The following is a 26,188-nucleotide window of genomic DNA, read 5'->3' as shown; positions in this document are numbered from 1 at the left end:
GTCGGCCGACGCCCGATGGGTTCCGGTCGATCCCGGAGGCTCCTGTCGGTGCGGTCCAGACACGTCCCATCCGATACGGAGTCACGCTCGTGCCCAGCAAGAAGGCCCTTGTCCGCCGCCCCAGCCCGCGTCTCGCCGAAGGGCTGGTGACGCACATCGAGCGGGAGAAGGTCGACGCCGACCTCGCCGTCGAGCAGTGGGAGGCGTACGTGGACGCGTTGCGCACGCACGGCTGGGAGACCATCGAGGTGGACCCCGCCGACGACTGCCCTGACTCGGTGTTCGTCGAGGACACGGTCGTGATGTACCGGAACGTCGCGCTGATCGCCCGCCCGGGCGCCGACTCCCGGCGTGCGGAGACCGCCGGGGTCGAGGAGGCCGTGGCCGGTCTGGGCTGCTCGGTGAACTGGATCTGGGAGCCGGGCACACTGGAGGGCGGTGACGTACTGAAGATCGGCGACACCGTCTACGTGGGCCGGGGCGGCCGCACCAACGCCGCCGGCGTCCAGCAGCTGCGCGCCGCGTTCGAGCCGCTCGGCGCGCGGGTCGTCTCCGTCCCTGTGAGCAAGGTGCTGCATCTGAAGTCGGCGGTCACGGCGCTGCCGGACGGTACGGTCATCGGACACATCCCCAAGATGGACACGCCCTCGCTGTTCGCGCGCTTCCTGCCGGTCCCGGAGGAGGCGGGGTCGCACGTCGTCCTGCTCGGCGGCGCCAAGCTGCTGATGGCGGCGAGCGCGCCGAAGACCGCCGAGCTCTTCGCCGACCTCGGGTACGAACCGGTCGTCGTGGACATCAGCGAGTTCGAGAAGCTCGAGGGATGTGTGACGTGCCTCTCGGTGCGGCTGCGGGAGCTGTACGCCTGACCGGAAGGCGCCCTTCCCCGTCCGGCCTCTCGACCTGCGGATCCGGGGCGCCGACGCGCGGACGGGCGACCCCGCTGATCAGCGGCCTTTACGACACCCTTAACCTACGGCATCGTAACCTACGGAAACGTAGCCTACGATTGCGTAGGTTCACCGCACACCGCACACCGCACACCGCACACCGCTCATCCGCTTGTCCCCCTGGAGAGTCCATGACGATCACCACTCCCCACCTCGGCAACCCGGCCGGCGCCTGGACCGACGCTCAGCTGCTGTACGCCCTGGAGGAAGTGGTCGAGAAGGAACTCAACCGGCATCTGAACGTCGCCAAGGACTGGATGCCGCACGAGTACGTGCCGTGGAGCGACGGGCGCAACTTCCCCGGTCTCTTCGAGGACGGCGAGGCCTGGGAGAAGAAGCAGTCCAAGGTCACCGAGATCGGCCGCATCGCGCTTGTCGTCAACCTTCTGACCGAGGACAACCTGCCCAGCTACCACCACGAGATCGCCTCGCTGTTCGGCCGTGACGGCGCCTGGGGCACCTGGGTGCACCGCTGGACCGCGGAGGAGGGCCGGCACGGCATCGTGATGCGCGACTACCTGCTCACCTCGCGCGCGGTGGACCCGGACCAGCTCGAAGAGTTCCGGATGTCCCACATGAGTGAGGGCTTCGAGTCGGACAACCGGCACTCGATGCTGCACTCGGTCGCCTACGTCGCCTTCCAGGAGCTCGCGACCCGCGTCTCGCACCGCAACACCGGCCACCAGTCCGGGGACCCGGTCTGCGACCGCATGCTGGCGCGCATCGCCACCGACGAGAACCTGCACATGGTCTTCTACCGGAACCTGCTGAAGGCGGCCTTCGAGCTGGCGCCCGACCTGACGATGCAGGCGGTGCGCGACGTCATCGTGAACTTCCGGATGCCCGGCCACGGCATGCCCGGCTTCGAGCGGGCCGCCGCGCAGATGGCGATCGGCGAGATCTACAACATGCGCATCCACCACGACGACGTGCTCCAGCCCGTGCTGCGCTTCCTGAGGGTCTTGGAGATCGACGGCCTGGGCCCCGAGGGCCGCAAGGCGCAGGAGGAGCTGGGCCTGTTCATGGGCGGCCTGGACTCCGAGGCGTCGAAGTTCGACGAGAAGCTGGCCGCCCGCAAGGCCCGTATGGCGGCCCGGGCCGGCGCCTGACACCGACCCGTACACGCGGTCACGAGGCCCCGGCCGCCACGAGCGGCCGGGGCCTCGTGCCATACCGGCAGCGGGTAACCCCCGACGGGGAGGCCCCTGCTCCCCCGGGTGGCGGCTACCGCGACACCCGTCGCAGTTCCAGCCGCTCCTTCTCCGAGAGACCGCCCCAGACACCGAAGCGCTCGTCGTTGTCCAGCGCGTATTCGAGGCAGGCCGCGCGGATCGGGCACATGCCGCAGATCCGCTTCGCCTCCCGTACCGAACTGCCCGGCTCGGGGAAGAAGAAGTCGGCACCCGTCTGCGCGCACAACGCCTCTTGCTGCCAGTCGAGTTCGGGCGAGGTGATCGTGTCGATGTGCATGACCGGAAGCGTCGCGGGCGGTGAAAAACGTTCGATCAACGCGGGATCAACAGCGCGTTCACATGCCTCCGGCCGCTTCGATGGTCGCCCGCCGGAGCGGCCGGCGCACGGCGGCGCGCGGAAGCACCGGAAACCACGCCCGGCGGTGTGCTCCGGCGGCGGTTGTCACCGGGCGGTGCGAGACTCGGCAGGGAAGCCGACGGGCCCCTGCGCGAGGAGGGCGACGATGCTCACCACCCGTTATGTCACCGGCGCTCCGAACTGGATCGATCTCGGCACCCCCGACATCGACGACGCCGCCGCCTTCTACGGCGGGCTGTTCGACTGGCGGTTCCAGCCGGGCGGCCCGGAGGTCGGAGGGTACGGCCTGTTCCAGCTCGGCGGCAGGACGACCGCCGGGGGCATGCGGACCACGCCGGAGCAGGGCCCGCCGTCCTGGACGGTGTATTTCCAGACGCCGGACGCGGACGCCACGGCGCGGGCGGCCGAGCAGGCGCGCGGCTCGGTGGCGGTGCAGCCGATGGACGTCCAGGACCTGGGCCGGATGGCGATCCTCGCCGACCGGGCCGGGGTGCCCTTCGGTCTGTGGCAGCCGGGCCGCAACAAGGGCCTGGAGGTGGTCCAGGAGCCCGGCTCGCTGTGCTGGGTCGAGCTGTACACGGCGGACGTCCCGGCCGCGGCGGCCTTCTACCACTCGGTGCTCGGTCTGGAGACCTTCGGCGCCGACTTCGCCGGCGGCGGCGCGTACACGACGTTCAACCCCGCCGGGGAGAGCGAGGACGCCATGTTCGGCGGTGTCGTGCCCCTGGCCGGCGACCCGGGGGAGGAGGAGGCGTACTGGCTGCCGTACTTCGAGGTCGCCGACACGGACGCCACCGTCGCCAGGGCCGAGGAGCTGGGCGGCACGGTCCGCCTCCCCGCCACGGACGTCCCGTCCGTCGGCCGCCTGGCCAAACTCGCCGACCCGCACGGCGCCCGCTTCGCGGTGATCCGCAGCGAGCCGCAACAGGGCTGAGGCCGGCCAGGGCCTGTCACGGAAGCGGCGCCGGCCGCGCACCGCCCGGCAGGCCCGCTCGCCGCACCGCCCGCGGGCGCCCGGCAGGAGGGCGTCCGGACGGCAGACCGAGAGCCCGCACCGCACGCCGCGCTGCCGCCCGCCGGGCGACGACGCCCCTTTCGCAGCACGGCCCAGGTCGTGTCCGCAAAGTCCCGTCGTTCGCCCGGAGGGCGGGCGCCGCGGCGTCTGGTGCGTGCTCTCGGCGTGCCGGGCGCAGACCTCGTACCTGATGTACTCGGGCTTCGCCCGGTGCGGCGAGAGTGCGTGCCAGGCGTCGCGGGACAGGCGGGACTTCGCGGAGCCGACCCTAAGCGGACCCGCGCCGTACCAGCGTCGTCGGGAGCACCACGCTGGACGGCGTCGCCGCGACGCCCTCCCGCGGGGCGTCCCGGTCGAGGCCGCGCAGCAGCAGGCGGGCCATCAGGCGGCCCATCTCCTCGATGTCCTGACGGACCGTCGTGAGCGGCGGGTCGGTCTGTTCCGCGACGGGCTGCATGTCGTCGAAGCCGATCACGGCGACGTCGTCGGGGACCCGGCGGCCGGACTCGCGCAGGACGCGCAGCGCGCCGGAGGCCATGAGGTCGTTGGCGGCGAACACCGCGTCCACGTCCGGGCAGCGCTCCAGAAGCTCGCGCATCGCCCGTTCGCCGCCCGCCGGGGTGAAGTCGGCCTCGGCGATCAGTCGCGGGTCGGCGTCCACCATGACGTCCCGGTAGCCGTCGAGGCGGTCCGCGGCGGAGGTCTGGTCGAGGGCCCCGGTGATGTGCGCGATCCGGGTGCGGCCGAGGCCGGCCAGGTGACGGACGGCGTCGCGGGCGCCGCCGCGGTTGTCGCTGTCGACGTAGAGCACCGCGCGCCTCTCGCCGCTCCAGCCGGGCCGCCCGCCGAAGACGGTGGGAATGCCGGCCCGCTGGATCAGCTCCGGCAGCGGGTCGTCGAGATGCAGGGAGAAGACGAGGGCGCCGTCGACATGTCCACCGGCGAGGTACCGGCCGACCCGGGCGTGGTCGTCCCGGCCCTCGGTGAGCAGCAGTACGAGCTGGTTGTCGTGGGCGGTGAGCTCCTTGCTGATGCCGCGCAGCTGGAGCGCGAAGAACGGGTCGGCGAAGACCCGTGTCTCCGGTTCGGCGACGACGACCGCGACCGCGTCGTGCCGCCGGGTGACCAGGGACCGGGCGGCCTGGTTGGGCACGTACCCGAGCTCGTCCACGGCCTTGCGGACCCGCTCCACGAGGATGTCCCGCACCCCGTCCCCGCCGTTGACCACGCGGGACACGGTGGCCCGCGAGACACCGGCCCGGGCGGCCACGGCCTCCAGCGTGGGACGCGGCGCTGTGTCGGTCACTTCGGGGCTCCTCACCTGCGGCTGCGGATCAGGATAGCCCTGGGATCGCAGCGCGGTGAGAGCGCTCTCGCGCGCTTCGGAAAGCGGCCGCCCGTCAGTGCTCGTGGCCGCCGCCCGGCGGCTCCTCCCCGTGCTCGTGCGGCTCATACCCCGGAATGGTCCCGTCCGGCTTCTTCACCAGGAACAGGCCGACCATCCCCATGTCGGAGTGGCTCTGGACGTGGCAGTGGTACATCCACGCGCCGGCGCCGACCCCCTCCCCCGCGATCACCTGGAAGCCGAACGAGTCGGCCGGACCCGTGATCTTGTTGTCGATGACCTGGCTGGGGTCATCGGGGCCGGTCAGCATGCCGGTGCGGTTGTCCGCCCAGCGGTGACCGTGCATGTGGAAGGTGTGGTAGAACTCGCCGTGCGTGATCACGATGAACTCGACGCGATCACCCACCGTGGCCTCGAAATTCGGCCCGGAGTGCGGCGGTTTGTTGTTGATGCGCATGTCGTTGAAGACGACCGTGTGCGTCCGGTCCGGCAGGACGTCGCCCTTGCGGCGGACGATGACCGGGCCGAAGAGGCCCTTCTGCAGACCCTGCGTACCGTGCTCGGTGCCGACGACGTGGTCGTGGTAGTGCCAGTAGCCCGCACTGCCCGAGCGCCAGGTGCCGTCCCCCCGGCGGCCGGGGGCGTGGGTGCGCCAGGTGTAGGTGCGGGTGCCGCCCGGCTCGACATGACTGCGGTTCAGTTTCGTGCCGTCGCTGGTGATCTCGTAGTCCAGGCCGTGGACGTGCAGGCTCACCGCCACGTCCATGGTGTTCTCGAACTCGACGTGGAGTGTGTCGCCCTCATTGAGTTCGATCAGCGGGCCCGGGATGCTCGCCCTGCCCTTCTCCAGTGCGTAGCCCATCTGCCCGTCGGGGAGCTTTTCGGCGTACAGCTTCATGCGCTTCACCTCGCCCCCGGCGGGTGCCGTCTTCGCCGGTCCGGCGGCGCTCACGGCCTCCGGCGCCACGGACAACGATGTCGCGACGGCCGCGCCGCCCAGCAGGACCCGCCGGTTGAAGCTGCGTCTGTCCATTGCGGAACTCCCCACCCTGGTAAGGCTTTTACGGAGGCGTACCTGTGATGAACCGGTGAGACGGTACCGGCCGCACCCCTGTTTATCCACACTGAAGACAAAGTTGGTGCCATCCCGGTCATAGGTATTGGCGAGACAAGCAAAGGGGTTTAGCTTCCTTGGCGGTGTTGCTGTGACCGAGGAGGTGCCCATGCGCTTACGAGGGTTGAGCAGGACAAGACGCGTCTGGGCGGTGTCCGTTGCCGCCGGTGTCGTGACCGCCGGGCTGCTGTCGGGCCCCGCCGCGAACGCGCGCCCCTTTCCCGAACCCCCGCTGACAACGATGTCGATCAAGTCGCCGCCGGGCGGCGCGAACGTACGGGTGCTGATCTTCCACGGTTCCGCGGCGGCCGGGGACGAGCCGCCGGTCGTGAACGCCGGGATCGAGGCCATCGAGGACATCGGCCTGTCGGGTCCGGCGAACCGCCGCTTCAAGGTCCAGGCCACCGACGACGCCTCGGTGTTCACCGACGAGACCAGGCTCGGCCGCTTCAACGCCATCGTGTTCCTGACCGGCGGGGGCGATGTTCTCGACGCGGAGCAGGAGGCGGGCCTGGAGGCCTACATGGAGGCCGGCGGCGGTTTCGTCGGCATTCATGACGCGGCGCGCGCGGAGCCGTACTCGGACTGGTTCACCGGACTGGTGGGTGCCCGTCCGGCCGCGTCGAGCCCCGCGGCCGTGCAGCGGGCGACCGTGGAGGTCGGCGACCGCGGGCACCCCGCCACCAAGGATCTGCCGGTGCAGTGGAAACGCCCGGACCGGTGGCTGAACTGGGTGAAGAACCCGTCGGGTGACGTGCATACGGTGGCCCGGGTCCGCGAGTCGACCTACCAGCCGGGCACGGGGGCCAACGGCTGGGATCATCCGGTCAGTTGGTGCCGTGACTACGACGGCGGACGGTCCTTCTACACGGGCATGGGCGGGACGGTGTCGTCGTACGACGAGACCGACTTCCGCGATCATCTGCGCGGTGCGCTGATGTGGACGACCCGGCTGGAGCAGGCCGACTGCAAGGCGACCATCAACGCCCACTACGCGGCGGAGCGGCTGACCAAGCCCAACCAGCCCGGGCAGAACGACCAGATCGGCGAGCCGCACGGGATGGTCACCGCGCCCGATGGCCGGGTCTTCTACATCGGCCGGGGCGGCGCCGACTCCTCGCAGCCCGTGATCACGGACTGGAACAACCCCGACATCGGCAAGGGCAGGGGCGAGATCCACGTCTACGAACCGAAGACCAAGCAGGTCACCCTGGCCGGCGCGCTCACCGTCTTCGGCAACAAGGGCGGCGGCGACGAGCTGGTCAAGGTCGAGGAGGGGCTGCTCGGCATCGAGCTGGACCTGGGGTTCGCGCAGAACGGCTGGGTGTATCTGCACTACACGCCGCACGAGCGGATCAACCGCGAGACGCGGATGGCCGAGCGGAGGGTCTCCCGGTTCACCCTCGACCGGGCCACGGGCAAGCTGAACCTGTCCAGTGAGAAGGTCCTGCTGAAGTGGCCGGTGCAGATCCACAGTTGCTGCCACGCGGGTGGCGGGATGGCCTGGGACTCCAAGGGCAACCTGTACATCGCGACCGGTGACAACAACTCCAGCGGGTTCAGCGGCGGTTACTCGGGCAACAACCCGGAGCCGAGCTACCAGGGCGTCTCCTTCGCGGACGCGCGCCGCACCGCGGGCAACACCAACAACCTCAACGGCAAGATCCTGCGCATCCACCCGGAGCCGGACGGCACGTACACCCTCCCCGAGGGCAATCTGTTCACCGGGAAGGAGACCGACGAGGGCGGCGGCAAGACGCGCGGCGAGATCTACGTGATGGGCGTCCGCAACCCGGCGCGCATCTTCGTCGACAAGTCGACCGACGTGCTCTACGCGGGCTGGGTCGGACCGGACGCCAGCGCGCCCTCGACGACCTGGGGTCCGGCGAAGTACGACACGTTCGCCGCCATCACCGAGGCGGGCAACCGCGGCTGGCCGTACTGCATGGGCAACAAGCAGCCCTACCGGGACCGCAATCTGCCGGACCCGTCCAAGCCGCTGGGCTGGTACGACTGCGACCACCCGAAGAACGAGTCGCCGAACAACGACGGCCTGGTGAACCTGCCGCCGGTGACCGGCAACAACATCTGGTACTCGCCGTCGGGCGGCGGCCCGGATTACCCGCGGGACGCGAACGGTGTCCCGTCGTACAAGCCGGCGGAGGCCACGTACCGGCTGCCCTGGCTGAAGGGCGGCGGACAGGCCGCGATGAACGGGCCGGTCTACCGGTACGGCACGGTCGCGGCCGACAGCACCGTCAAGTGGCCGGCCTACTGGGACGGCAAGTGGTTCGTCGGTGACTTCTACGACGCCGACCAGCCGCGCAACGCGGTGCTCATGGACCCGAAGACGCAAGGCGACGGCGGTCTGCCGGTGCACTCGGAGTCGCTGAAGAAGATCGTGCCGATCGGCAACGACGGCATCAAGAACCTCATGGACTGGAAGTTCGGTCCGGACGGCGCGCTGTACGTCCTCGACTACGGGCGCGGCTTCTTCACCTCGGACTCCAAGTCGGCCCTGTGGCGGGTCACCTACAAGGGCGGCGGACCGACCCCGGCCGCCGGTCAGCTGGCGAGGGGGACCGAGTGATCCGGCAGCGAAGAGTCTGGGCCGCCCTGCTGGCCGCCCTGCTGATGATGCTCGGCGTGCAGGCGCTGCCCGCCGCCGGGCAGCCCGAGAAGGAGGCCGCCGACCAGGTGCTCACCTGGACGGCCGACAACGACATCGACAAGTACCTCTCGGCCCCGAAGACGGCGGTCGCCGGGACCGCCACGATCGTCTTCGAGAACAGCGTGGCCACCGGCAACACCACGGGCATGCCGCACACACTGACGTTCGTGACCAGCGATCCCGAGTTCAACGACGACGTGCAACTCAACATCCTGGCGAACCCGAACGACGCCCAGGGCGGCAAGCACACCGCCCAGGTCACGCTCACACCCGGCCGGTACTTCTACCACTGCACGATCCCCGGCCACGGCCAGATGCAGGGCATCCTCACGGTGACCGAGGGCACCGGCGAGGACACCAACGCGCCCGAGGCGTCGGCGCACGTGAGCGGCACGCAGAACACGCAGGGCCAGTACGTCGGTTCGGCGAGCGTGGCGCTGCACGCCACCGACGAGGGCGGCTCCGGCGTCGAGAGGATCGAGTACGCGATCGGCGACACGGGTGCCTGGCAGCCGTACACCGCGCCGGTCGTCGTCGATCAGGTCGGCGGTCACAAGGTCCGCTACCGGGCGTTCGACAAGGCGGGGAACGTCTCCGCCGAGCGGAGCGCCGAGTTCACGGTCGTGGCGCCCCAGTCGGACGACACCACCGCGCCGGAGACCTCGGCGACGGTGAGCGGTGAACGCGACGCCGACGGGGCGTACATCGACATGGCGACGGTCACCGTCTCGGCCTCCGACACGGGTTCCGGGGTCAACACGATCGAGTACGCGGTCGGCTCCGGCGGGTGGCAGACGTACACCGCGCCCGTGATGGTGCACGAGGTGGGCACGCACACCGTCCGCTACCGCGCCACCGACAAGGCGGGCAACGTGGCGTCCGAGAAGAGGGTGGAGTTCAAGGTCGTCGCGGCGCCGCCGCAGGACACCACCCCGCCGGTGACGGGCGTGAGTGTGGAGGGCGCGAAGAACTCCGACGGGGCGTACCTCAACAGCGCCCGGGTGACCGTCACGGCGACCGACGCGCACGGCTCGGGCGTCGAGACGATCGAGTACTCGCTCGACGGTGGACCGTACCTGGCCTACACGGCGCCGGTGGTGGTGGACCGGGCGGGCGCGCACACCGTGGCGTACCGGGCGACGGACAAGGCGGGCAACACGGCGGCGGCCCGGACGGTGACCTTCACGGTCGTCTCCGGACAGGTCCCGGCACCGGACTGCCCGGAGTACGACGAGCGGTTGACGGTGATCGTCGGCGAGGTCGACTCCGGGGTGCGCAACCGGGTGACCGACAACCGGTGCCGGATCGGCGAGCTGATCGAGGACGAGAAGGAGTGGACGTCCCAGGCGCTGTTCCTCAAGCACGTGAACTCCGTCCTGGACGCGCTGCTGAAGGAAGGCGTGATCGACCAGCGGGAGTCCAGGGCGATCCGGAAGGCGGCCCGCCAGTCGGGCATCGGCAAGCCGGGTCAGACCGAGGGCTACCGTGCGCTCTTCGACGGCAGTGCGGAGTCCCTCGCCAAGTGGCAGCAGGTGGGCGGCGGTTCGTTCGGCCTGAACCCGGACGGGACGATCACCTCCGGCACCACGACACCGGGCATGGGCATGCTGTGGTTCCCGCAGCGCAAGTACGGCGACTTCTCGCTGAAGCTCCAGTGGCGTGACGACGCACCGGGCACCGGCAACGCCAACTCGGGTGTCTTCGTGCGCTTCCCGTGGGTCCACGACCATCCGGAGGAGTCCCGCCCGGAGTGGGTCGCCATCAAGTACGGGCACGAGGTGCAGGTGCTCGACCGGCCCGACGGCGACATGTACAAGACGGGGTCGGTCTACGGCTTCGACCGTGTCGGTCTCGCCGGCGCGGGCGTGACGCAGAAGGGCACCTGGAACGACTACGAGATCCGCGTGGAGGGCCAGCACTACTCGGTGTTCCGCAACGGTGTGCTGATCAACGAGTTCGACAACACCGGCGGCCAGGAGTTCAGCCCGCCCCGCTCGGACGACCCGGGCACGGACGGGCGGCGGTTCGCCTCCGGCCACATCGGGCTCCAGGTGCACGGCACGACGGATGTGGTCTCGTACCGGGACATCCGGATCAAGGAGCTGTAGGAGGCTCCTTCTCCTTGCGGGCCCTGCTCGGCTGTACCCGTCTGGGCTCTCCCGGCATCTTCGGATACTCGGGCGGGTACGGCAGGTCGCCCAGCCCGTGGTCGTGTTCGTCGCGGCGGGCGAGGTCGAGCAGGGCTTCCAGGGAGTAGCGATGGTCGTCCATGTCCGCGTGCACGTCGCCGAGTTCGGCGAAGCGCGCGGGCATGGTCGCGAGGTCGAAGTCCTGGGGGTGCGCGATCCCGACCTCGTCCCAGCGCAGGGGCGCGGAGACCGGGGCGTGCGGGCGGGGGCGTACGGAGTAGGCGGAGGCGATCGTGCGGTCGCGTGCCGTCTGGTTGTAGTCCAGGAAGATGCGCTCGCCCCGTTCCTCCTTCCACCACTTGATGGTCACGTGCTCGGGCATCCGCCGTTCCATCTCCCGGCCGACGGCGATGGCGGCACGCCGGACCTGGGTGAAGGTCCAGCGCGCCTCGATGGGCACGAAGACGTGCAGACCCCGGCCGCCGGACGTCTTGGGGAAGCCCCGCAGTCCGCCGAACTCGTCGAGGACCGCCCGTAGTTCGTGGGCGGCGCGGGCGGCGTCGTCGTAGTCGGTGCCGGGCTGCGGGTCGAGGTCGATGCGCAGTTCGTCGGGGCTGTCGACGTCGTCGCGGCGGACCGGCCAGGGGTGGAAGGTGAGGGTGCCGAACTGGGCGGCCCACACCACGGCACCGACCTCGGTGGGGCACATCTCGTCGGCGCTGCGGCCGCTGGGGAAGGTGATGTGCGCGGTCGGGATCCAGTCGGGCATGTTCTTCGGCGCCCGCTTCTGGAAGAAGTTCTCACCGTTCATGCCTTCCGGGTAGCGCTCCAGGGTGGTCGGCCGGTCGCGCAGGGCGCGCAGGATGCCGGGGCCGACGGCGATGTAGTAGCGGGCGAGGTCCAGCTTGGTGAAGCCGCGCTCCGGGAAGAACATCTTGTCCGGGCTGGACAGCCGTACGGTCCGGCCGCCCACCTCCAGTTCCACCGCGTCACCCATGCTCGCCACGGTAGGCGTCGCCCGCATACCTCGCACATCGGGCACGCGTAGGCATATCGGCGCAGAATCGAGCCATGGATCTGCCGGTGATGCCCCCTGTCCTGCCGATGCTCGCCAAGTCGGTGGCGGCGATCCCCTCGGGCATGCAGTACGAGGCGAAGTGGGACGGGTTCCGGGCGATCGTGTTCCGTGACGGGGACGAGGTCGAGCTGGGCAGCCGTACGGGAAAGTCTCTGACCAGGTACTTCCCCGAGCTGGTGACGGCGGTGCGGGAGCGGTTGCCGCAGCGGTGCGTGGTGGACGGGGAGATCGTGATCGCGCGGGAGGGGCATCTGGACTTCGACGCGCTGACGGAGCGGATCCACCCGGCGGACTCGCGGGTGCGGACGCTGGCCGAGCGGACACCGGCCTCGCTCGTCGTGTTCGATCTGCTGGCGCTGGGCGACGAGTCACTGATGGACGTCCCGCTGACCGAGCGGCGGGAGCGGCTGGCGGGGGAGCTGTCCGAGGTGCGGGCGCCGGTGCACCTGGCCCCGGCGACCACCGATATCGAGGTGGCGCGGCAGTGGTTCGAGGAGTACGAAGGGGCCGGTCTCGACGGAGTCATCGCCAAGCCGCTGAGCGTGCGCTACCGGCCGGACGAGCGCGTCATGTTCAAGATCAAGCACGAGCGGACGGCGGATGTCGTGGTCGCGGGGTACCGCCTGCACAAGAGCGGCCCGGTCGTGGGCTCGCTGCTGCTCGGCCTGTACGACGACGGCGGGACCCTCCAGCACGTGGGTGTCTCCGCCGCCTTCACGATGAAGCGGCGTGCGGAGCTGGTTCAGGAACTGGAGCCGCTGCGCCTGGACGACGTGGCGGGGCATCCGTGGGCGGCCTGGTCCGAGGAGGCCGCCCACGAGAAGGCCCGGCTGCCGGGGGCGCCGAGCCGCTGGTCGGGCCGCAAGGACCTGTCGTGGGTGCCGCTCAGGCCGGACCGGGTGGCCGAGGTGGCGTACGACCACATGGAGAACGGGCAGCGCTTCCGGCACACGGCCCGTTTCCGCCGCTGGCGCCCGGACCGGACCCCCGAGAGCTGCACGTACGCCCAGCTGGAGGAGCCGGTCCGCTACGACCTGGCGGAGATTCTCGGCGTCTAGGGCCCCGGCCTCCCTCAGGGCTGTATCAGGATGGCCGCTGGCCCGGCCTCCCTCACGGCTGCATCAGGACCTTGACCGCGCCGTCCTGCTTGCGCTGGAACATCTCGTACGCGTGCGGGGCCTCCGACAGCGGTACCCGGTGGGTGGCGAAGTCGTCCACGCCGAGGGGGTCCTCGTCGGTGAGGTACGGGATGATGTCGTCGCTCCAGCGGCGGACGTTGGCCTGGCCCATCCGCATCTGGATCTGCTTGTCGAACAGGGTGAGCAGCGGCAGCGGGTCCGCCATGCCGCCGTAGACACCGGACAGCGAGATGGTGCCGCCGCGGCGCACCAGGTCGATGGCGGTGTAGAGCGCGGCGAGGCGGTCGACGCTGAAGCGCTCGGCGATGGGGCCGCCCAGTTTGCGGGGCAGGATCGCCGCGGCGTTCTGCACCATGCGCGCGGCCGCGCTGCCGTGGGCCTCGGTGCCGACGGCGTCGATCACGGCGTCGGGGCCGCGGCCGTCGGTCTGGTCGCGGATCGCTTCGACGAGTTCCTTCTCGTCGTCGAAGGACCTCAGGTCGAAGGTCTCCACACCCCGCGCCTTCGCCCGGCGCAGCCGCTCCGGGACCAGGTCGACGCCGAACACCCGCCCGGCACCCTTGACCTGGGCGACGCGGCAGGCCATGTCGCCGATGGGGCCGAGGCCCAGTACGGCGACGCTGCCGCCCTGCGGGACGTCGGCGTAGGCGACCGCCTGCCAGGCGGTGGGCAGGACGTCGGAGAGGTAGACGAAACGGTCGTCGGGCGGGCCCTCGGGGACCTTGATCGGGCCGAACTGGGCCTGCGGAACGCGCAGGTACTCGGCCTGGGCGCCCGGCACAGCGCCGTACAGGCGGGTGTAGCCGAACAGGGCGGCGCCCATGCCCTCGCCCTGCACCTGGGTGGTCTCGCACTGGGTGGGCAGGCCGGTGAGGCACATCCAGCAGTTGCCGCAGGCGATCTGGAACGGCACCACGACCCGGTCCCCCACCTGGAGGTCCGGGACACCGGCGCCGACCTCCTCGACGATGCCCATGGGTTCATGGCCGAGGATGTCGCCGGGGGTCATGAACGGTGTGAGCACTTCGTACAGGTGCAGGTCGGATCCGCACAGCCCGCTGGAGGTGACGCGGATGACCGCGTCCGTCGGCTCCTGGATCGTCGGATCGGGCACGTTCTCCACCCGCACGTCCCGCTTGCCCTGCCAGGTCACTGCCCTCATCGCCTCGCGCTCCCTCCGTCAGCGTGCGCGTCGGTCGTACGGCGAGGCCCGGGTACCCGGGCGCCCCGCGCTGAACCTTGAGCCACCCCCTTGAGCCGATCGACGGACGCCACGGAGACACTTCCCTGCCAAGAACGATCGACTATGGCCATTGATGTTCAGATAAGCGCACAATCAAGGCAGATCAATGACATAAGGCGCGGTGGCGACGGTGGGCATGGGACGAGGGGCGCGCGGACGACGCGCCGCGACGACGGTGGCGCTGCTGGCCGCCACGGTGACGGCCGCCCTGGCGGCGGGCTGCACGAGCGGGGGCGGACCGGGCGACGACGGACGGGGAGCCCCGAAGGAGTCGGAGCAGGGGGCATCGCCCTCGGCGACCGGCCCCTCCGCCCTCGCCGTCAAGATCGACAACGCCGGCCCGGCCCGGCCGCACACGGGCGTCGACGCCGCGGACGTGGTCTACGCCGAGCAGGTCGAGGGCGGGCTGAGCCGGCTGATGGCGGTGTACGCGACCCGGCTGCCGAAGTCGGTCGGGCCGGTGCGCAGCGCACGCGAGTCGGATCTGGAACTGCTGCGCCAGTTCGACCGGCCCACGCTCGCCTTCTCCGGCGCGCAGAAGAAGCTCCTGCCGCTGATCGACAAGGCGCAGCTGCGGGCCAAGACGCCGGGCAACGCCGCCGACGCCTATTTCCGCGGCCCCGGCAAGCCCGCCCCGCACAACCTCTACCTGCGCCCCGAGCGGATCGTGCCCGAAGCCCCGGGGCAGGCCGCCCTGACCACCGGTTTCCGCTACGGTGCGGCGCCCGCGGGCGGCACGGCGACGGACTCCCGGACGGTGCGCTACCCGGCGGCCCGTTTCTCCTTCACCTGGTCGGACTCCCGGGACCGGTGGCTGGTCGGCATGGACGGCTCACCCGCGACGACGGACGGCGGCGAACGGATGGCGGCCGCGACGGTCGTCGTGCAGTACGTGAAGGTGCGCGAGTCCGCCTTCCGGGACTTCCTCGGCAACAACACGCCGTACACCCAGACGGTGGGCTCGGGGAAGGCGACGGTGCTGCGCGACGGGCGGGCCTGGGACGTGAACTGGAAGCGGGAGAAGGCCGCGGACGGCACCTCGTTCACCACCGGCGACGGCACGCCGGTGAACTTCGCGAAGGGCCAGGTGTGGGTCGTGTTCGCCAGGACGCCCTGACCGGCCCGCCCGGGCCGCGTCCGTCAGCGGGGCGCCACCAGGGGCTCCTCGGGATTGCGGAGCCCCTCGGCGGCGTCGGCGACCCGCCGGATGAGATCGAAGAACACCGTCCGCTCTGCGGCGGTCAGCGGGGCGAGGAACACCTGGTTCATCCGGGCGGTGCGCACCGTCAGCTTGCGATGCGTGCGCGCCCCCTCGTCCGTGAGACGCAGCAGGGAGCGGCGGCCGTCCTGAGGGTCGCGGACCTTGTCGAGCAGTCCGCGCCGGCTGAGCCGGCTGATCACCTCGGCGATGGTGGACCGGTCGAGCCCCACCCGCTCCCCCACCGTGCGCTGGTCCAGGCCGGGCTCGGCGACGAGCGCGTTGAGGACCGCGAACTGGGGCGAGGTGATCTCCTCGGAGACCATCGTGTTCCACAGCAGGTAGTGCGCCTGCTGGAGCCGCCGGGCCAGGTGCCCGGGGTGGGTGGTGAGGTCCGCGGCCGCCATGTGCACCCCTCGGTCGTTTTCGTCGGTGTACTGAACAATACTCAAGGCGCAGGGCACTGTCTGCTGCGTACGCAAAGGATCGCAAGCGTATTCGCCGAGGTCTTGACGCCCCCGTGTCCCGATGGCAGCGTGAGGAACAGCTCGCAGAAATAGTCAGTGCCCTGATTAATCTGGTCGGGTCGCTCGGAAGAGATGGGGCTTCTCGGATGGACAAGGTGGTCGCCACAGCCCTGGAGGCGGTGGCCGACGTGCCGGACGGCGCGTCGCTCGCGGTGGGCGGTTTCGGGCTGAGCGGTGTGCCGAACGTGCTGATCGAGACGCTGTACGAGCGCGGCGTGGCCGGGCTGTCGGTGGTCTCCAACAACTGCGGGGCGATGGAGTCGGGCCTTGCGGTCCTGCTCGCCGCCGGCCGCATCGCCCGGGTCACGGGTTCCTACATCGGCGCCAACAAGGAGTTCGCCCGGCAGTACCTGGCCGGGGAGCTGGAGGTCGAGCTGATCCCGCAGGGCACGCTGGCCGAGCGGCTGCGGGCGGGCGGCGCCGGGATCCCCGCCTTCTACACCCCGGCCGGCGTCGGCACACAGGTCGCCGACGGCGGGCTGCCCTGGCGCTACGACGGCGAGGGCGGGGTCGCGCTCGCCTCGCCGCCGAAGGAGGTCCGGGAGTTCGACGGCACGGAGTACGTGCTGGAGCGGGGCATCCGCACCGACTTCGCCCTGGTCCGCGCCGCGCGCGGCGACCGGCACGGCAACCTCGTCTTCAACCAGTCCTCCCGGAACTTCAACCCCCTGACCGCGATGGCCGGGCGGATCACGATCGCCGAGGTCGAGGAACTCGTGGAGCCCGGCGAGATCGACCCCGACGCCGTGCACCTGCCGGGCATCTTCGTGCAGCGGGTGCTCGCGCTCACCCCGGAGCAGGCGGCGGACAAGAAGATCGAGCAGCGGACGGTGAGGTCCTGATGGCCTGGACGCGCGAGGAGATGGCCGCACGGGCGGCCGGGGAGCTGAGGGACGGGCAGTACGTCAACCTCGGCATCGGCCTGCCCACGTTGATCCCGAACTACCTCCCCGAGGGCGTGGAGGTCGTCCTGGAGTCGGAGAACGGCATCCTGGGCACCGGCCCCTACCCCACCGAGGACGCCGTCGACCCGGACCTGATCAACGCCGGGAAGGAGACGGTGACGGTCCTGCCGGGCGCCTCCTTCTTCGACTCGGCGCTGTCGTTCTCGATGATCCGGGGCGGGCACATCGACGTCGCCGTGCTCGGTGCCATGCAGGTGTCCGAGCGGGGCGACCTGGCCAACTGGGCCGTCCCCGGCAAGCTGATCACCGGCATCGGCGGGGCGATGGACCTCGTGCACGGCGCCCGTACGGTCGTGGTCGTCATGACGCACACCGCCAAGGACGGCTCGCCGAAGATTCTCACCGAGTGCACCCTGCCGCTGACCGGCAAGGCCTGCGTGAACCGGATCATCACCGACCTCGGCGTCCTCGACGTCACCGACGACGGGCTCGTCCTGATCGAGACGGCGCCGGGCGTGACCGCCGGGGAGATCGTCGCCCGGACCGACGCCGAACTGACCGTGCCGGAGGGCCTGAAGTGAAGGACGTCTACATCGTCGACGCGGTCCGCACGCCGATCGGCCGCTACAACGGGGGCCTGGCGAGCGTGCGCCCGGACGACCTGGCCGCGCATGCCGTCCGCGAACTCCTCGGCCGTACGCCGGATCTGGACCCGGCCCGGGTCGAAGACGTGTACTTCGGCAACGCGAACGGGGCCGGTGAGGAGAACCGCAACGTCGGCCGGATGGCCGCGCTGCTCGCGGGTCTGCCCACGTCCGTGCCGGGCGTGACGGTCAACCGGCTGTGCGCGTCCGGCCTGGAGGCCGTGATCCAGGCGGCCCGGGCCATCGCGCTCGGCGACGCGTCCATCGCGCTGGCCGGCGGGGTCGAGTCCATGACCCGGGCGCCGTACGTGCTGCCGAAGAGCGACAAGCCCTTCCCGGCCGGGCACACCGAGCTGTACTCGACGACGCTCGGCTGGCGCATGGTCAACCCGCGCATGGAGCCGCAGTGGACGATCCCGCTGGGCGAGTCGGCCGAACTCATCGCGGACAAGCACAAGATCGGCCGGGAGCAGCAGGACGAGTTCGCGCTGCGCAGCCACGAGAAGGCCGCGCGAGCGCAGTCCGAGGGCCTGTTCGACGGTGAGCTGGCGTCCGTGGCGATCCCACGGCGCAAGGGCGAGCCGGTGGTCTTCGCCGCCGACGAGTGCGTCCGGCCGGATGCCTCCCTGGCGGCGATGGCCAGGCTGAAGCCGTCGTTCCGCGAGGAGGGCGGCACGGTGACGGCGGGCAACGCGTCCCCGCTGAACGACGGTGCTGCGGCGCTGCTGCTCGTCGACGACGAGGGGTTGAAGGCCACGGGCCGCGAACCGCTCGCCCGTATCCGCGCGACGGGCGTCTCCGCGACCGACCCGCACTACTTCGGGCTGGCGCCCGTGGAGGCCGTCAACCGGGCGTTGGCCAAGGCGGGCCGGGGGTTCGGCGACCTGTCCGTGCTGGAGCTGAACGAGGCGTTCGCCGCGCAGGTGCTGGGGTGTGTGGCCGAGTGGCCCGAGTTCGATCCCGCGATCCTCAATCCGCAGGGCGGCGCGATCGCCCTGGGGCATCCGCTGGGTGCGTCCGGGGCTCGGCTCGCCGGCACGGTTGCTCATCAGCTGGCCCGGGGTGGCAGCGGGGTCGGTGTCGCCACGCTGTGCATCGGAGTGGGACAAGGCCTTGCGCTCGTCCTGGAACGGTAGACGTTCGGCTGCGGACCGTAGGTGGCTGGTCGCGCAGTTCCCCGCGCCCCTTTGGGGCGAGACCCTCACGAACACTCAGGGACCCCCATGACTCTCACCCAGCACGACATCGACCAGGAGATCGCGGCCGAGCACGCCGCGTACGAGAAGCGGCTCGCCGACGGCGGACCCGTCGAGCACCAGCCGCGCCGCGACTACGCGCCGTACCGCTCCTCGGTGCTCCGGCACCCCAAGCAGCCGCCGGTCACCATCGACGTCGGCAAGGACCCGGAGCTGGTGGAGCTGTCCTCCCCGGCCTTCGGGGAGCGGGACATCACCGAGATCGACAACGATCTCACCCGGCAGCACGACGGCGAGCCGATCGGTGAGCGCATCACCGTCTCCGGACGGCTCCTGGACCGCGACGGACGCCCGGTGCGCGGCCAGCTCGTGGAGATCTGGCAGGCCAACTCGGCGGGTCGCTACGCCCACCAGCGCGAGCAGCACGACGCCCCGCTCGACCCCAACTTCACCGGTGTGGGCCGCACCCTCACCGACGACGACGGCCACTACCGCTTCACCACCGTCCAGCCGGGCCCGTACCCGTGGCGTCAGCACGTCAACGCCTGGCGGCCGGCCCACATCCACTTCTCGCTCTTCGGCACGGCGTTCACCCAGCGGCTCGTGACGCAGATGTACTTCCCGAGCGACCCGCTGTTCCCCTACGACCCGATCATCCAGTCCGTGACGGACGACGCGGCCCGCCATCGGCTGGTCGCCACCTACGACCACAGCCTGTCGGTGCCGGAGTTCTCGATGGGCTACCACTGGGACATCGTGCTGGACGGCCCGCAGGCCACCTGGATCGAAGAAGGGCGCTGACCAGCCATGACGAAGATCGACCCCGACCGGCCGGAGAGCGTGCTGCCCACCCCCTCGCACACCGTCGGCCCGTTCTACGGCCACGCCCTGCCGTTCCGCGGCGGCGAGGACATCGCGCCCCTCGGGCACCCGGACACGGTCACGGTGCACGGCTACGTCACCGACGGCGAGGGCAAGCCGCTGCCGGACGCCCTGATCGAGCTGTGGGGGCCGGACCCCGAGGGCAACCTGCCGACGGCCGACGGCTCGATGCGGCGCGACCCGGCCTCGGGCGGCTTCCTCGGGCGCAACGGCGTGGAGTTCACGGGCTGGGGACGGATCCAGACCGACGCGAACGGCCACTGGTACGCGCGCACACTGCGGCCCGGCGCACGGGGGCGGAACGCCCCGTACATCAGCGTGTGCGTCTTCGCGCGCGGGCTGCTCCTTCACCTGTACACCCGGATCCACCTGCCGGGCGACGCGGCGGCGCTCGCCGCCGATCCGCTGCTGTCCGGGCTGGAGGACGCCCGCCGCGACACGCTGATCGCCGTGGAGGAGGGGGACGGCACGTACCGTTTCGACATCCGCCTTCAGGGTGAGGGCGAGACGGTCTTCCTGGAGTTCCAGTGACAGCTCCCTCCGGCGACACCGGCCTGCTCGCCCCCGGGTGGGCCGGCTCGGCGGCCGCGGCCGCCACCAGCGACGAGGCGTATCTGCGGGCGCTGCTCGACGCGGAGGCCGCGCTCACGCGTGCCCAGGCCGCGACGGGGCTGGCCCCGGCCGAGGCGGCGACGGCGGTGACCGAGGCGGCCGATGCCGGTGCCTTCGACGTAGGCTCCCTCGCCGGGCGGGCCCGCGCGGGCGGCAATCCCGTCATCCCCCTGGTCGCGGATCTGACGAAGGCCGTGGGCGAGGCGTACGGCCCCTACGTCCACCGGGGCGCGACCAGCCAGGACATCATGGACACGGCGACGATGCTGGTCGCCGCGCGGACCCTCGACCCGGTCCTCGCCGACCTCGGCCGTACCGAACAGGCCCTGTCCCGGCTGGCCGCCGAACACCGCGACACCGCGATGCCGGGGCGGACCCTCACCCAGCACGCCGTGCCGACCACGTTCGGGCTGAAGGCCGCCGGGTGGCGGTCGCTGGTGCTGGACGCCCGGGACCGGATGCGGGCCGTACGGGAGTCGCTGCCCGCCCAGCTCGGCGGTGCGGCGGGGACACTGGCGGCCTTCGGTGCGTACGGCGCCAGCGATCCGGCCGGGCTGCCGGAGGCGTACGCCCGCGAACTCGGCCTCCGTGCGCCCGACCTGCCCTGGCACACCCTGCGGACGCCGATCGGCGATCTCGCCGGGTGCCTGGCCTTCACGGCGGGCGCGCTCGGCAAGGTCGCCGCGGACGTCCTCACCCTCTCCCGCACGGAGATCGCCGAGGTCGTGGAGGGCAGTGGCGGGGGTTCGTCCGCCATGCCGCACAAAGCCAATCCCGTACGGTCCACCCTGATCGCCTCAGCCGCGCGGCGGGCACCCCAGCTCGCGGCCACGCTGTACGGCGCCATGGCCGCGGAGGACGAACGTCCGGCCGGGGCCTGGCACGCCGAGTGGGAGCCGCTGCGGGACCTGTTGCGGCTGGTCGGCGGGGCCGCCCGGGACGCCGCCGAACTGGCGCGGGGACTGCGGGTCAGACCCGAGGCCATGCGCGAACACCTGGATCTCACACACGGATCGATCGTCTCCGAGCGGCTGTCCGCCGAGCTGGCCCCGGTGCTGGGCCGCGCCCGCGCCAAGGAACTCCTCACCCGGCTGGCCTCCGAGGAACAACCTCTCGCCCAAGCACCGGAGTTGGCGGACGCCGACCTCGATCCCACCCACTACACCGGGTCCGCCGGGACTCTCACCGATCGTGCTCTGGAGCGACGTTGACCCTCCTGAACCACCACGCCGAAGGACCCGCCTCCGCTCCCCCGCTGCTGCTCGGCCCCTCGCTCGGCACGTCGTACGCCCTGTGGGACCAGGTGGCGCCCGAGCTGTCGATCACCCACCGGGTGGTGCGCTGGGACCTGCCGGGGCACGGCGGTTCGGCGGCCGGTCTCATCGAGGAGGGCGCGACGGTCGGTGACCTCGCCGGGCTGGTGCTGGCGCTCGCCGACTCGCTCGGCATCGAGCGGTTCGCTTACGCGGGTGTGTCGCTGGGCGGGGCCGTGGGGCTGCATCTCGCGGTGCACCAGCCGGAGCGGCTGTCGTCGCTCGCCGTGATCTGCTCGTCGGCGCACTTCAACGGTTCCCGGCCGTGGGAGGAGCGGGCCGCGCGCGTGCGAGGGGAGGGGCTGGCCGGGCTGGCGGAGAACGCCGACGCGCGCTGGTTCGCCGGCGGCTTCACCGTGCCGCGCCTGGTTCAGAACCACCGGGACGCCGACCCGGGCGCGTACGCCGCCTGCTGTGACGCGCTCGCGGCGTTCGATCTGCGGGAGCGGCTGACGGAGATCGCCGTGCCGACCCTGCTGATCGCCGGCCGTGAGGATCCCGCGACGCCGCCCGCGCATCTGCGGGAGATCGCCGACGCGGTGCCGGGCGCGACGCTCGTGGAGCTGGCGGGCGCCTCCCACCTGGCGCCCGCGCAGTGCCCGGAGGCGGTACTGACCGCCCTGCGCGCCCACTTCGGTCAGGGGGCCCTCCGGGGCATGGCCGTACGGCGCGAGGTGCTCGGCGACGTACACGTCGACGGGGCGCAGGCCCGGCAGACACCGTTCACGGCCCGTTTCCAGGACTTCATCTCGCGCTACGCCTGGGGTGAGATCTGGACCGATCCGACCCTGTCGCGCCGCGAGCGCAGCATGATCACCCTCACCGCGCTGGTCGCGCACGGCCACTATGACGAGCTGGCCATGCACGTCCGAGCGGCCCGCCGGGGCGGGCTCACCCCGGAGGAGATCGGCGCGGTGCTGCTCCAGACGGCGGTGTACTGCGGGGTGCCGGCGGCGAACTCGGCGTTCGCGACGGCCCAGCGGGTGCTGGCGGAGGAGGACGGCACCTCATGAGGGCCGGAGGGTGACCCTGCTGGTCGTAGGCCCGGCCAGGTCTCGCACCATCCTTCTCCGCGTGCCTACGGTGGGAGCATGTCCACGATGCTGCTCACCGGCGCCACGTCCGGGCTCGGCCGCCATGTCGCCTTCGAGCTGGTCCGCGCCGGGCACACCGTCCTCGCCCACGGCCGGGACGAGGACCGGACGCGGGCGCTCGTCGAGGAGCTGCGGGCCGAGGGCGACGCCGAGGGGTTCGTCGCCGATCTCGCCTCGCTGACCCAGGTGCGGGAGCTGGCGGCGCATGTCGGGGACGCACATCCCGAACTGGACGTTCTGATCAACAACGCGGGCCTGGGTGCGGGGCCGCCCGGCTCCGGGCGTGAGCTGAGCGCCGACGGGCACGAGCTGCGGCTGGCGGTCAACTATCTGGCGCCGGTCGCGCTGACCGGCGCCCTGCTGCCGGTGCTGCGTGCCAACGCCCCCGCCCGGATCGTCAACGTCGGCTCGGCCGGACAGGAACCGCTCGACTTCACCGACCCGGAGCTCACCCGCCGCTACAGCGGCCTGTCGGCGTACTGCCGCAGCAAGTTCGCGCTCGCCGCCCACACCTTCACCCTCGCCGAGGAGCTCGACGGCAGCGGTGTCGCCGTGAACGTGCTGCACCCCGCGACCCACATGGACACCGCGATGGTCCGCGAGGCCGGCTTCACGCCCCGGCACACGGTCGCCGACGGCGCACCGGGCCTGATCGCGCTGGCGACCCGAGACCTGGGTACGGGCCGCTACTTCGACGGCACCCGTGCCGCGCGGGCGGACGAGGCGGCGTACGACCCCGAGGTGCGCGGACGCCTCGCGGCCGTGACCGGCCAGCTGCTCCGCGCCTGAACTACGCCGGGCCGACACCGGCCTCGAGTGCCGCCCGAGCCCGCTCCTCCAGTCCGTCGGCCCCGCACGAGACCGCCAGGTCCAGGCCGCGGTGCAGGTCGGCCGCCGAGCGGGCGGCGATGCCGTACTCGATACGGGCCGCCGCGTGCTCGTACTGGCAGGGCGAGGCCTCCAGGTACGTGACCGCCTGGGCGTAGAGCCGGACCGCTCGCTGGCCGGTCTCCAGGCCGGCGGCGCAGCGCAGGGCCTCCCCTATCGCCGTGTCCGTGCCGAAGCGCTCCGCCTGGCGGCGGACGTCGACGGCGAGCCGGGCGGCCCGGGCCGGGTCCTCGGTGCTGAGGGCGCGGGCGAGGTCGGCCGCCCAGGGGACAAGCACGGGGTTGTGGTGGCCGCGGGCCGCCGCCGCCTTCTCCGCGGCTTCCAGTTCGTTGATGCCGTCCTTGGTGCGGCCGACGGCCAGCAGCAGCCGGCCGCGCACCGAGCGCGGGTCGGGCAGGACGATGGTGGACGGGTAGGGCGGGGCGAAGCCGTGCCGTTCGGCGACGTCCCAGGCCGGCTCGACATGGCCGCGGGCGAGCAGGGTGTCGACCAGGCTGCAGGTCGCGGACCAGTACAGGGGCAGGCCGCGGCCGACGCGCTCGGCGAGGCGCAGCGACTCGCGCAGGGACGCCTCCGCTTCCTTCAGCCGGCCCCGCCTGCGGTGGCCGATCCCGACGTAGGCGTGGGCCAGGGCGAGGTGGCCGCCGCTCCAGCCGGCTGTCTCATAGGCGCGCAGCGCTTCGTTGTAGAGGGTCTCGGCGCGGTCGAGGCGGTCGGTGAAGGCGTACGCGTTGGCCAGCATCAGCAGCAGTTCGATGCCCCACTCGGTGTCGGTCCAGCCGAGTCCGGGGGCCAGCCGGCCGTTGACGAGGGCGCGGTCGCACAGCTCGGCGACCTCCTCGGCGTTCTCGCCGTGCATCAGGGCGTCGAAGCCGCGCAGGATGAGCAGGGCGCGTTCGGAGTTGTCCCGGCCGGTGCAGGGGCGGGCGAGGTCGGCGAGCCGCTGGGAACGGCCGGGTGAGGTGGCCTCGCCGGCGTGCAACCCCTCCCACATGAACTGCGCGGCCTGCAGCCGCATCCGGGCGGGGCCCGGCTGGAGCCGGGCGGCTTCCGCCTCGACCGTGCGGACGGCCTCCTCCAGCTGGTCGTTGTGCAGGAGCGCCTGGGAGAGCCGGAAGACGGCGTCGACCCGCTGGTCGCCGTCGAGGCCGGGCATGGCGAGGGCCGTCCGCAGGTGGCCGATGGTGCGGGCGGGCGCGGTGAGGAAGGTCGCCTCGGCGAGTTCGTACAGCACGTGCGGGTGGGACTCGGGCCGGGGCGGTTCCTCCAGGGCCCGCTCCAGGCAGCGCCGGGCGGCGTCCGGGGCGCCGACGGCGAGGTGCTCGCGGGCGGCCTCGCGCAGCTGCCCGACGAGTTCCTCGTCGTCGTCCGGGTGGACCTCCAGGAGGTGGCGGGCGGCGGCCGCGGCGCCGTGTCCCTCGTCGGCGACGATCCGGGCGGCGATGCCGTGCATGGCGGTGCGCAGGGCGTCGGGGATGGAGTGGTAGACGGCGGTCGCGATCAGCGGGTGGACGAACTCCAGATCGCCGTCGGCGCTGCGACCGGTCGCGGGGTCGGGCGCGGTGAGGATGCGGGCGGTGCGCAGCAGTTCGGCGCAGCGGCGGGCGTCGTCCGGGCGCAGGGTGGCGAGCTTGGCGACCAGGCCGGTGGAGATGCCGGTGCCGAGGATGGCGGCGGCCCAGGCGAACCTGGTGGCGTCGATGCCGAGTTCCTCCAGGCGGGCGACGAGACCGCCGCCGCGGGCCGAGCGGTTCAGTTCGCGCAGGTCGCCGGCCCGGGCCTCGACCGCTTCGAGTTCGCTGTCCTGCACCTTGGCGAGGAGTTCGACGGTCTCGTAGGGATTGCCGGCGGTGACGGCCCAGACCTCGCGGCAGAACGCGGCATCCGCGTGGTCGCCCAGGGTGGCGCGGGTGAGTCCGGCCGTGGCGTCCGGGGTGAGGGCGCTCAGGGTGGTGACGGGGCCGTCCGCGGCGGCGGCGACGGTGTCGAGGTGGCGGGCGCTCGCACCGGAGACCTCCTCGGGGCGGCGGGTGACGACGACCAGGACGGACATCTCGTCGAGGCGCTCGGCGAGCCCCGCGAGCCAGTGCAGGGTCTCCTGGTCCGCCCAGTGGGCGTCGTCGATCAGCAGCACCAGCGGCCAGTCCCGGCGGGCGAGCCGGCGTACGGCGGCGACCAGGCCGTCGCACACGCCCTGCGGATCGGCCTGCCGGTCGCCGGGGTCCGCTATGCCGAGGGCGGGGCCGGCGATGTCGTACCAGTCACCGAGGTACTCGCGGGCTTCCTCCGGCAGCATCGACACCAGGGCCGGCTGCAGCAACTGCCGTACCACGTTGAAGGGGACCGACCTGAGGGTCTCGCCGCCGCGTGCCGACCAGACCGCGCAGCCGCGGGCCTCGGCGATGCGGCGGGTTTCGGCCAGCAGAGCGGTCTTGCCGAGTCCGGCCTCGCCACGGAAGACCAGCAGTCCGCCGGACGAGGAACGGTCCGCGCACAGGCTGTCGACGGCCCGCTCGACGGCGGCGACCTCCTCGTCGCGCTCCCACAGGGAAGCCGAGGCGGCGGCCGTGGGCCGTACCTCCGTCATCCCGCTACCTCCCCAAGTCGCCCGAACGACGTACAGACGTCGAGCGTAGCCGTCCGATTGCCTGAGTGCAGGGTGGTCGGGGCACCTCTTGCCGTGACGGGTGACACCGG

22 protein-coding genes are annotated in these 26,188 nt (G+C 71.8%); 15 read left to right on the top strand and 7 right to left on the bottom strand.

What is annotated here, in order from left to right:
* Window positions 1–89 precede the first annotated feature (89 nt).
* Window positions 90–866, top strand: a complete 777-nt coding sequence (gene ddaH, locus CEB94_RS34960; protein WP_175435953.1) for a dimethylargininase — start codon at window positions 90–92, stop codon at window positions 864–866.
* A 212-nt stretch (window positions 867–1,078) separates the two neighbouring features.
* On the top strand, window positions 1,079–2,056 hold the full coding sequence (locus CEB94_RS34955) for an acyl-ACP desaturase (RefSeq protein WP_175435952.1): 978 nt from the start codon (window positions 1,079–1,081) through the stop codon (window positions 2,054–2,056).
* Window positions 2,057–2,171: 115 nt separating this feature from the next.
* Here CEB94_RS34955 and CEB94_RS34950 read toward each other — a convergent pair whose 3' ends face one another.
* Window positions 2,172–2,417, bottom strand: a complete 246-nt coding sequence (locus CEB94_RS34950) for a WhiB family transcriptional regulator (RefSeq protein ID WP_175435951.1) — start codon at window positions 2,415–2,417, stop codon at window positions 2,172–2,174.
* A 226-nt stretch (window positions 2,418–2,643) separates the two neighbouring features.
* Between CEB94_RS34950 and CEB94_RS34945 the strand changes: the two genes are divergently transcribed.
* On the top strand, window positions 2,644–3,432 hold the full coding sequence (locus CEB94_RS34945) for a VOC family protein (RefSeq protein ID WP_175435950.1): 789 nt from the start codon (window positions 2,644–2,646) through the stop codon (window positions 3,430–3,432).
* A gap of 349 nt (window positions 3,433–3,781) precedes the next feature.
* Here CEB94_RS34945 and CEB94_RS34940 read toward each other — a convergent pair whose 3' ends face one another.
* Both CEB94_RS34940 and CEB94_RS34935 read right to left on the bottom strand, forming a co-directional pair.
* Complete coding sequence (locus CEB94_RS34940) at window positions 3,782–4,819, bottom strand: LacI family DNA-binding transcriptional regulator (RefSeq protein ID WP_175435949.1); 1,038 nt, start codon at window positions 4,817–4,819, stop codon at window positions 3,782–3,784.
* Between the two features lie 94 nt (window positions 4,820–4,913).
* Window positions 4,914–5,891 carry a multicopper oxidase domain-containing protein gene (locus CEB94_RS34935; RefSeq protein ID WP_175435948.1) on the bottom strand — a complete coding sequence of 326 codons (978 nt, stop codon included), beginning with the start codon at window positions 5,889–5,891 and terminating at the stop codon, window positions 4,914–4,916.
* 190 nt (window positions 5,892–6,081) lie between these two features.
* On the opposite strand from CEB94_RS34935, the gene CEB94_RS34930 reads away from it, so the two are divergent.
* A complete protein-coding gene (locus tag CEB94_RS34930) occupies window positions 6,082–8,562 on the top strand; it encodes a ThuA domain-containing protein (protein ID WP_175435947.1) in 2,481 nt (826 codons plus the stop codon).
* Between the two features lie 44 nt (window positions 8,563–8,606).
* Complete coding sequence (locus tag CEB94_RS34925) at window positions 8,607–10,751, top strand: OmpL47-type beta-barrel domain-containing protein (RefSeq protein ID WP_175437298.1); 2,145 nt, start codon at window positions 8,607–8,609, stop codon at window positions 10,749–10,751.
* Here the strand turns inward: CEB94_RS34925 and ligD are convergent.
* Window positions 10,738–11,769, bottom strand: a complete 1,032-nt coding sequence (ligD, locus tag CEB94_RS34920; RefSeq protein WP_175435946.1) for a non-homologous end-joining DNA ligase — start codon at window positions 11,767–11,769, stop codon at window positions 10,738–10,740. The genes CEB94_RS34925 and ligD overlap by 14 nt on opposite strands.
* A 74-nt stretch (window positions 11,770–11,843) precedes the next feature.
* Between ligD and CEB94_RS34915 the strand changes: the two genes are divergently transcribed.
* Window positions 11,844–12,908 carry an ATP-dependent DNA ligase gene (locus CEB94_RS34915; protein WP_175435945.1) on the top strand — a complete coding sequence of 355 codons (1,065 nt, stop codon included), beginning with the start codon at window positions 11,844–11,846 and terminating at the stop codon, window positions 12,906–12,908.
* Between the two features lie 52 nt (window positions 12,909–12,960).
* Here CEB94_RS34915 and CEB94_RS34910 read toward each other — a convergent pair whose 3' ends face one another.
* Window positions 12,961–14,151 carry a zinc-dependent alcohol dehydrogenase gene (locus CEB94_RS34910; RefSeq protein WP_175435944.1) on the bottom strand — a complete coding sequence of 397 codons (1,191 nt, stop codon included), beginning with the start codon at window positions 14,149–14,151 and terminating at the stop codon, window positions 12,961–12,963.
* A 217-nt stretch (window positions 14,152–14,368) separates the two neighbouring features.
* Here CEB94_RS34910 and CEB94_RS34905 point away from each other — a divergent pair, with 217 nt between their 5' ends.
* On the top strand, window positions 14,369–15,349 hold the full coding sequence (locus tag CEB94_RS34905) for a DUF3048 domain-containing protein (RefSeq protein WP_175435943.1): 981 nt from the start codon (window positions 14,369–14,371) through the stop codon (window positions 15,347–15,349).
* A gap of 23 nt (window positions 15,350–15,372) precedes the next feature.
* Here CEB94_RS34905 and CEB94_RS34900 read toward each other — a convergent pair whose 3' ends face one another.
* A complete protein-coding gene (locus tag CEB94_RS34900) occupies window positions 15,373–15,837 on the bottom strand; it encodes a MarR family winged helix-turn-helix transcriptional regulator (protein ID WP_175437297.1) in 465 nt (154 codons plus the stop codon).
* Between the two features lie 206 nt (window positions 15,838–16,043).
* Between CEB94_RS34900 and CEB94_RS34895 the strand changes: the two genes are divergently transcribed.
* From CEB94_RS34895 to CEB94_RS34860, 8 genes are all read left to right on the top strand, one after another.
* The gene (locus tag CEB94_RS34895; protein ID WP_175435942.1) at window positions 16,044–16,799 is read left to right on the top strand and encodes a CoA transferase subunit A; all 756 of its coding nucleotides are present in this window, start codon (window positions 16,044–16,046) and stop codon (window positions 16,797–16,799) included.
* A complete protein-coding gene (locus tag CEB94_RS34890) occupies window positions 16,799–17,443 on the top strand; it encodes a CoA transferase subunit B (RefSeq protein ID WP_175435941.1) in 645 nt (214 codons plus the stop codon). The genes CEB94_RS34895 and CEB94_RS34890 overlap by 1 nt, the downstream gene beginning before the upstream one ends.
* Window positions 17,440–18,642 carry a thiolase family protein gene (locus tag CEB94_RS34885; protein ID WP_175435940.1) on the top strand — a complete coding sequence of 401 codons (1,203 nt, stop codon included), beginning with the start codon at window positions 17,440–17,442 and terminating at the stop codon, window positions 18,640–18,642. Before CEB94_RS34890 ends, CEB94_RS34885 begins: the two co-directional genes overlap by 4 nt.
* Window positions 18,643–18,729: 87 nt before the next feature.
* Window positions 18,730–19,503, top strand: coding sequence for a protocatechuate 3,4-dioxygenase subunit beta (gene pcaH / locus CEB94_RS34880; RefSeq protein ID WP_175435939.1), 774 nt, complete (start codon window positions 18,730–18,732; stop codon window positions 19,501–19,503).
* A gap of 6 nt (window positions 19,504–19,509) precedes the next feature.
* Window positions 19,510–20,115 carry a protocatechuate 3,4-dioxygenase subunit alpha gene (pcaG, locus tag CEB94_RS34875; protein ID WP_175435938.1) on the top strand — a complete coding sequence of 202 codons (606 nt, stop codon included), beginning with the start codon at window positions 19,510–19,512 and terminating at the stop codon, window positions 20,113–20,115.
* Window positions 20,112–21,407 (top strand): 3-carboxy-cis,cis-muconate cycloisomerase, encoded by a 1,296-nt coding sequence (gene pcaB, locus CEB94_RS34870; RefSeq protein ID WP_175435937.1) that lies wholly within the window; start codon window positions 20,112–20,114, stop codon window positions 21,405–21,407. The genes pcaG and pcaB overlap by 4 nt, the downstream gene beginning before the upstream one ends.
* Window positions 21,404–22,522: a bifunctional 3-oxoadipate enol-lactonase/4-carboxymuconolactone decarboxylase PcaDC gene (gene pcaDC, locus CEB94_RS34865; protein WP_175435936.1), complete on the top strand. Its 1,119-nt coding sequence runs from the start codon at window positions 21,404–21,406 to the stop codon at window positions 22,520–22,522. Before pcaB ends, pcaDC begins: the two co-directional genes overlap by 4 nt.
* A gap of 78 nt (window positions 22,523–22,600) precedes the next feature.
* Window positions 22,601–23,392, top strand: a complete 792-nt coding sequence (locus CEB94_RS34860) for an SDR family NAD(P)-dependent oxidoreductase (RefSeq protein WP_175435935.1) — start codon at window positions 22,601–22,603, stop codon at window positions 23,390–23,392.
* Between the two features lies 1 nt (window position 23,393).
* On the opposite strand, the gene CEB94_RS34855 is transcribed toward CEB94_RS34860, so the two are convergent.
* Entirely contained in the window at window positions 23,394–26,078 is a 2,685-nt protein-coding gene (locus tag CEB94_RS34855; protein WP_175435934.1) for an ATP-binding protein, read from the bottom strand.
* Window positions 26,079–26,188: the final 110 nt, after the last annotated feature.

This window comes from Streptomyces hawaiiensis (assembly GCF_004803895.1).
Lineage (GTDB): Bacteria > Actinomycetota > Actinomycetes > Streptomycetales > Streptomycetaceae > Streptomyces > Streptomyces hawaiiensis.
The sequence above is the reverse complement of the archived record's forward strand: the minus strand, read 5'-3'. Positions and strand labels throughout refer to the sequence as shown.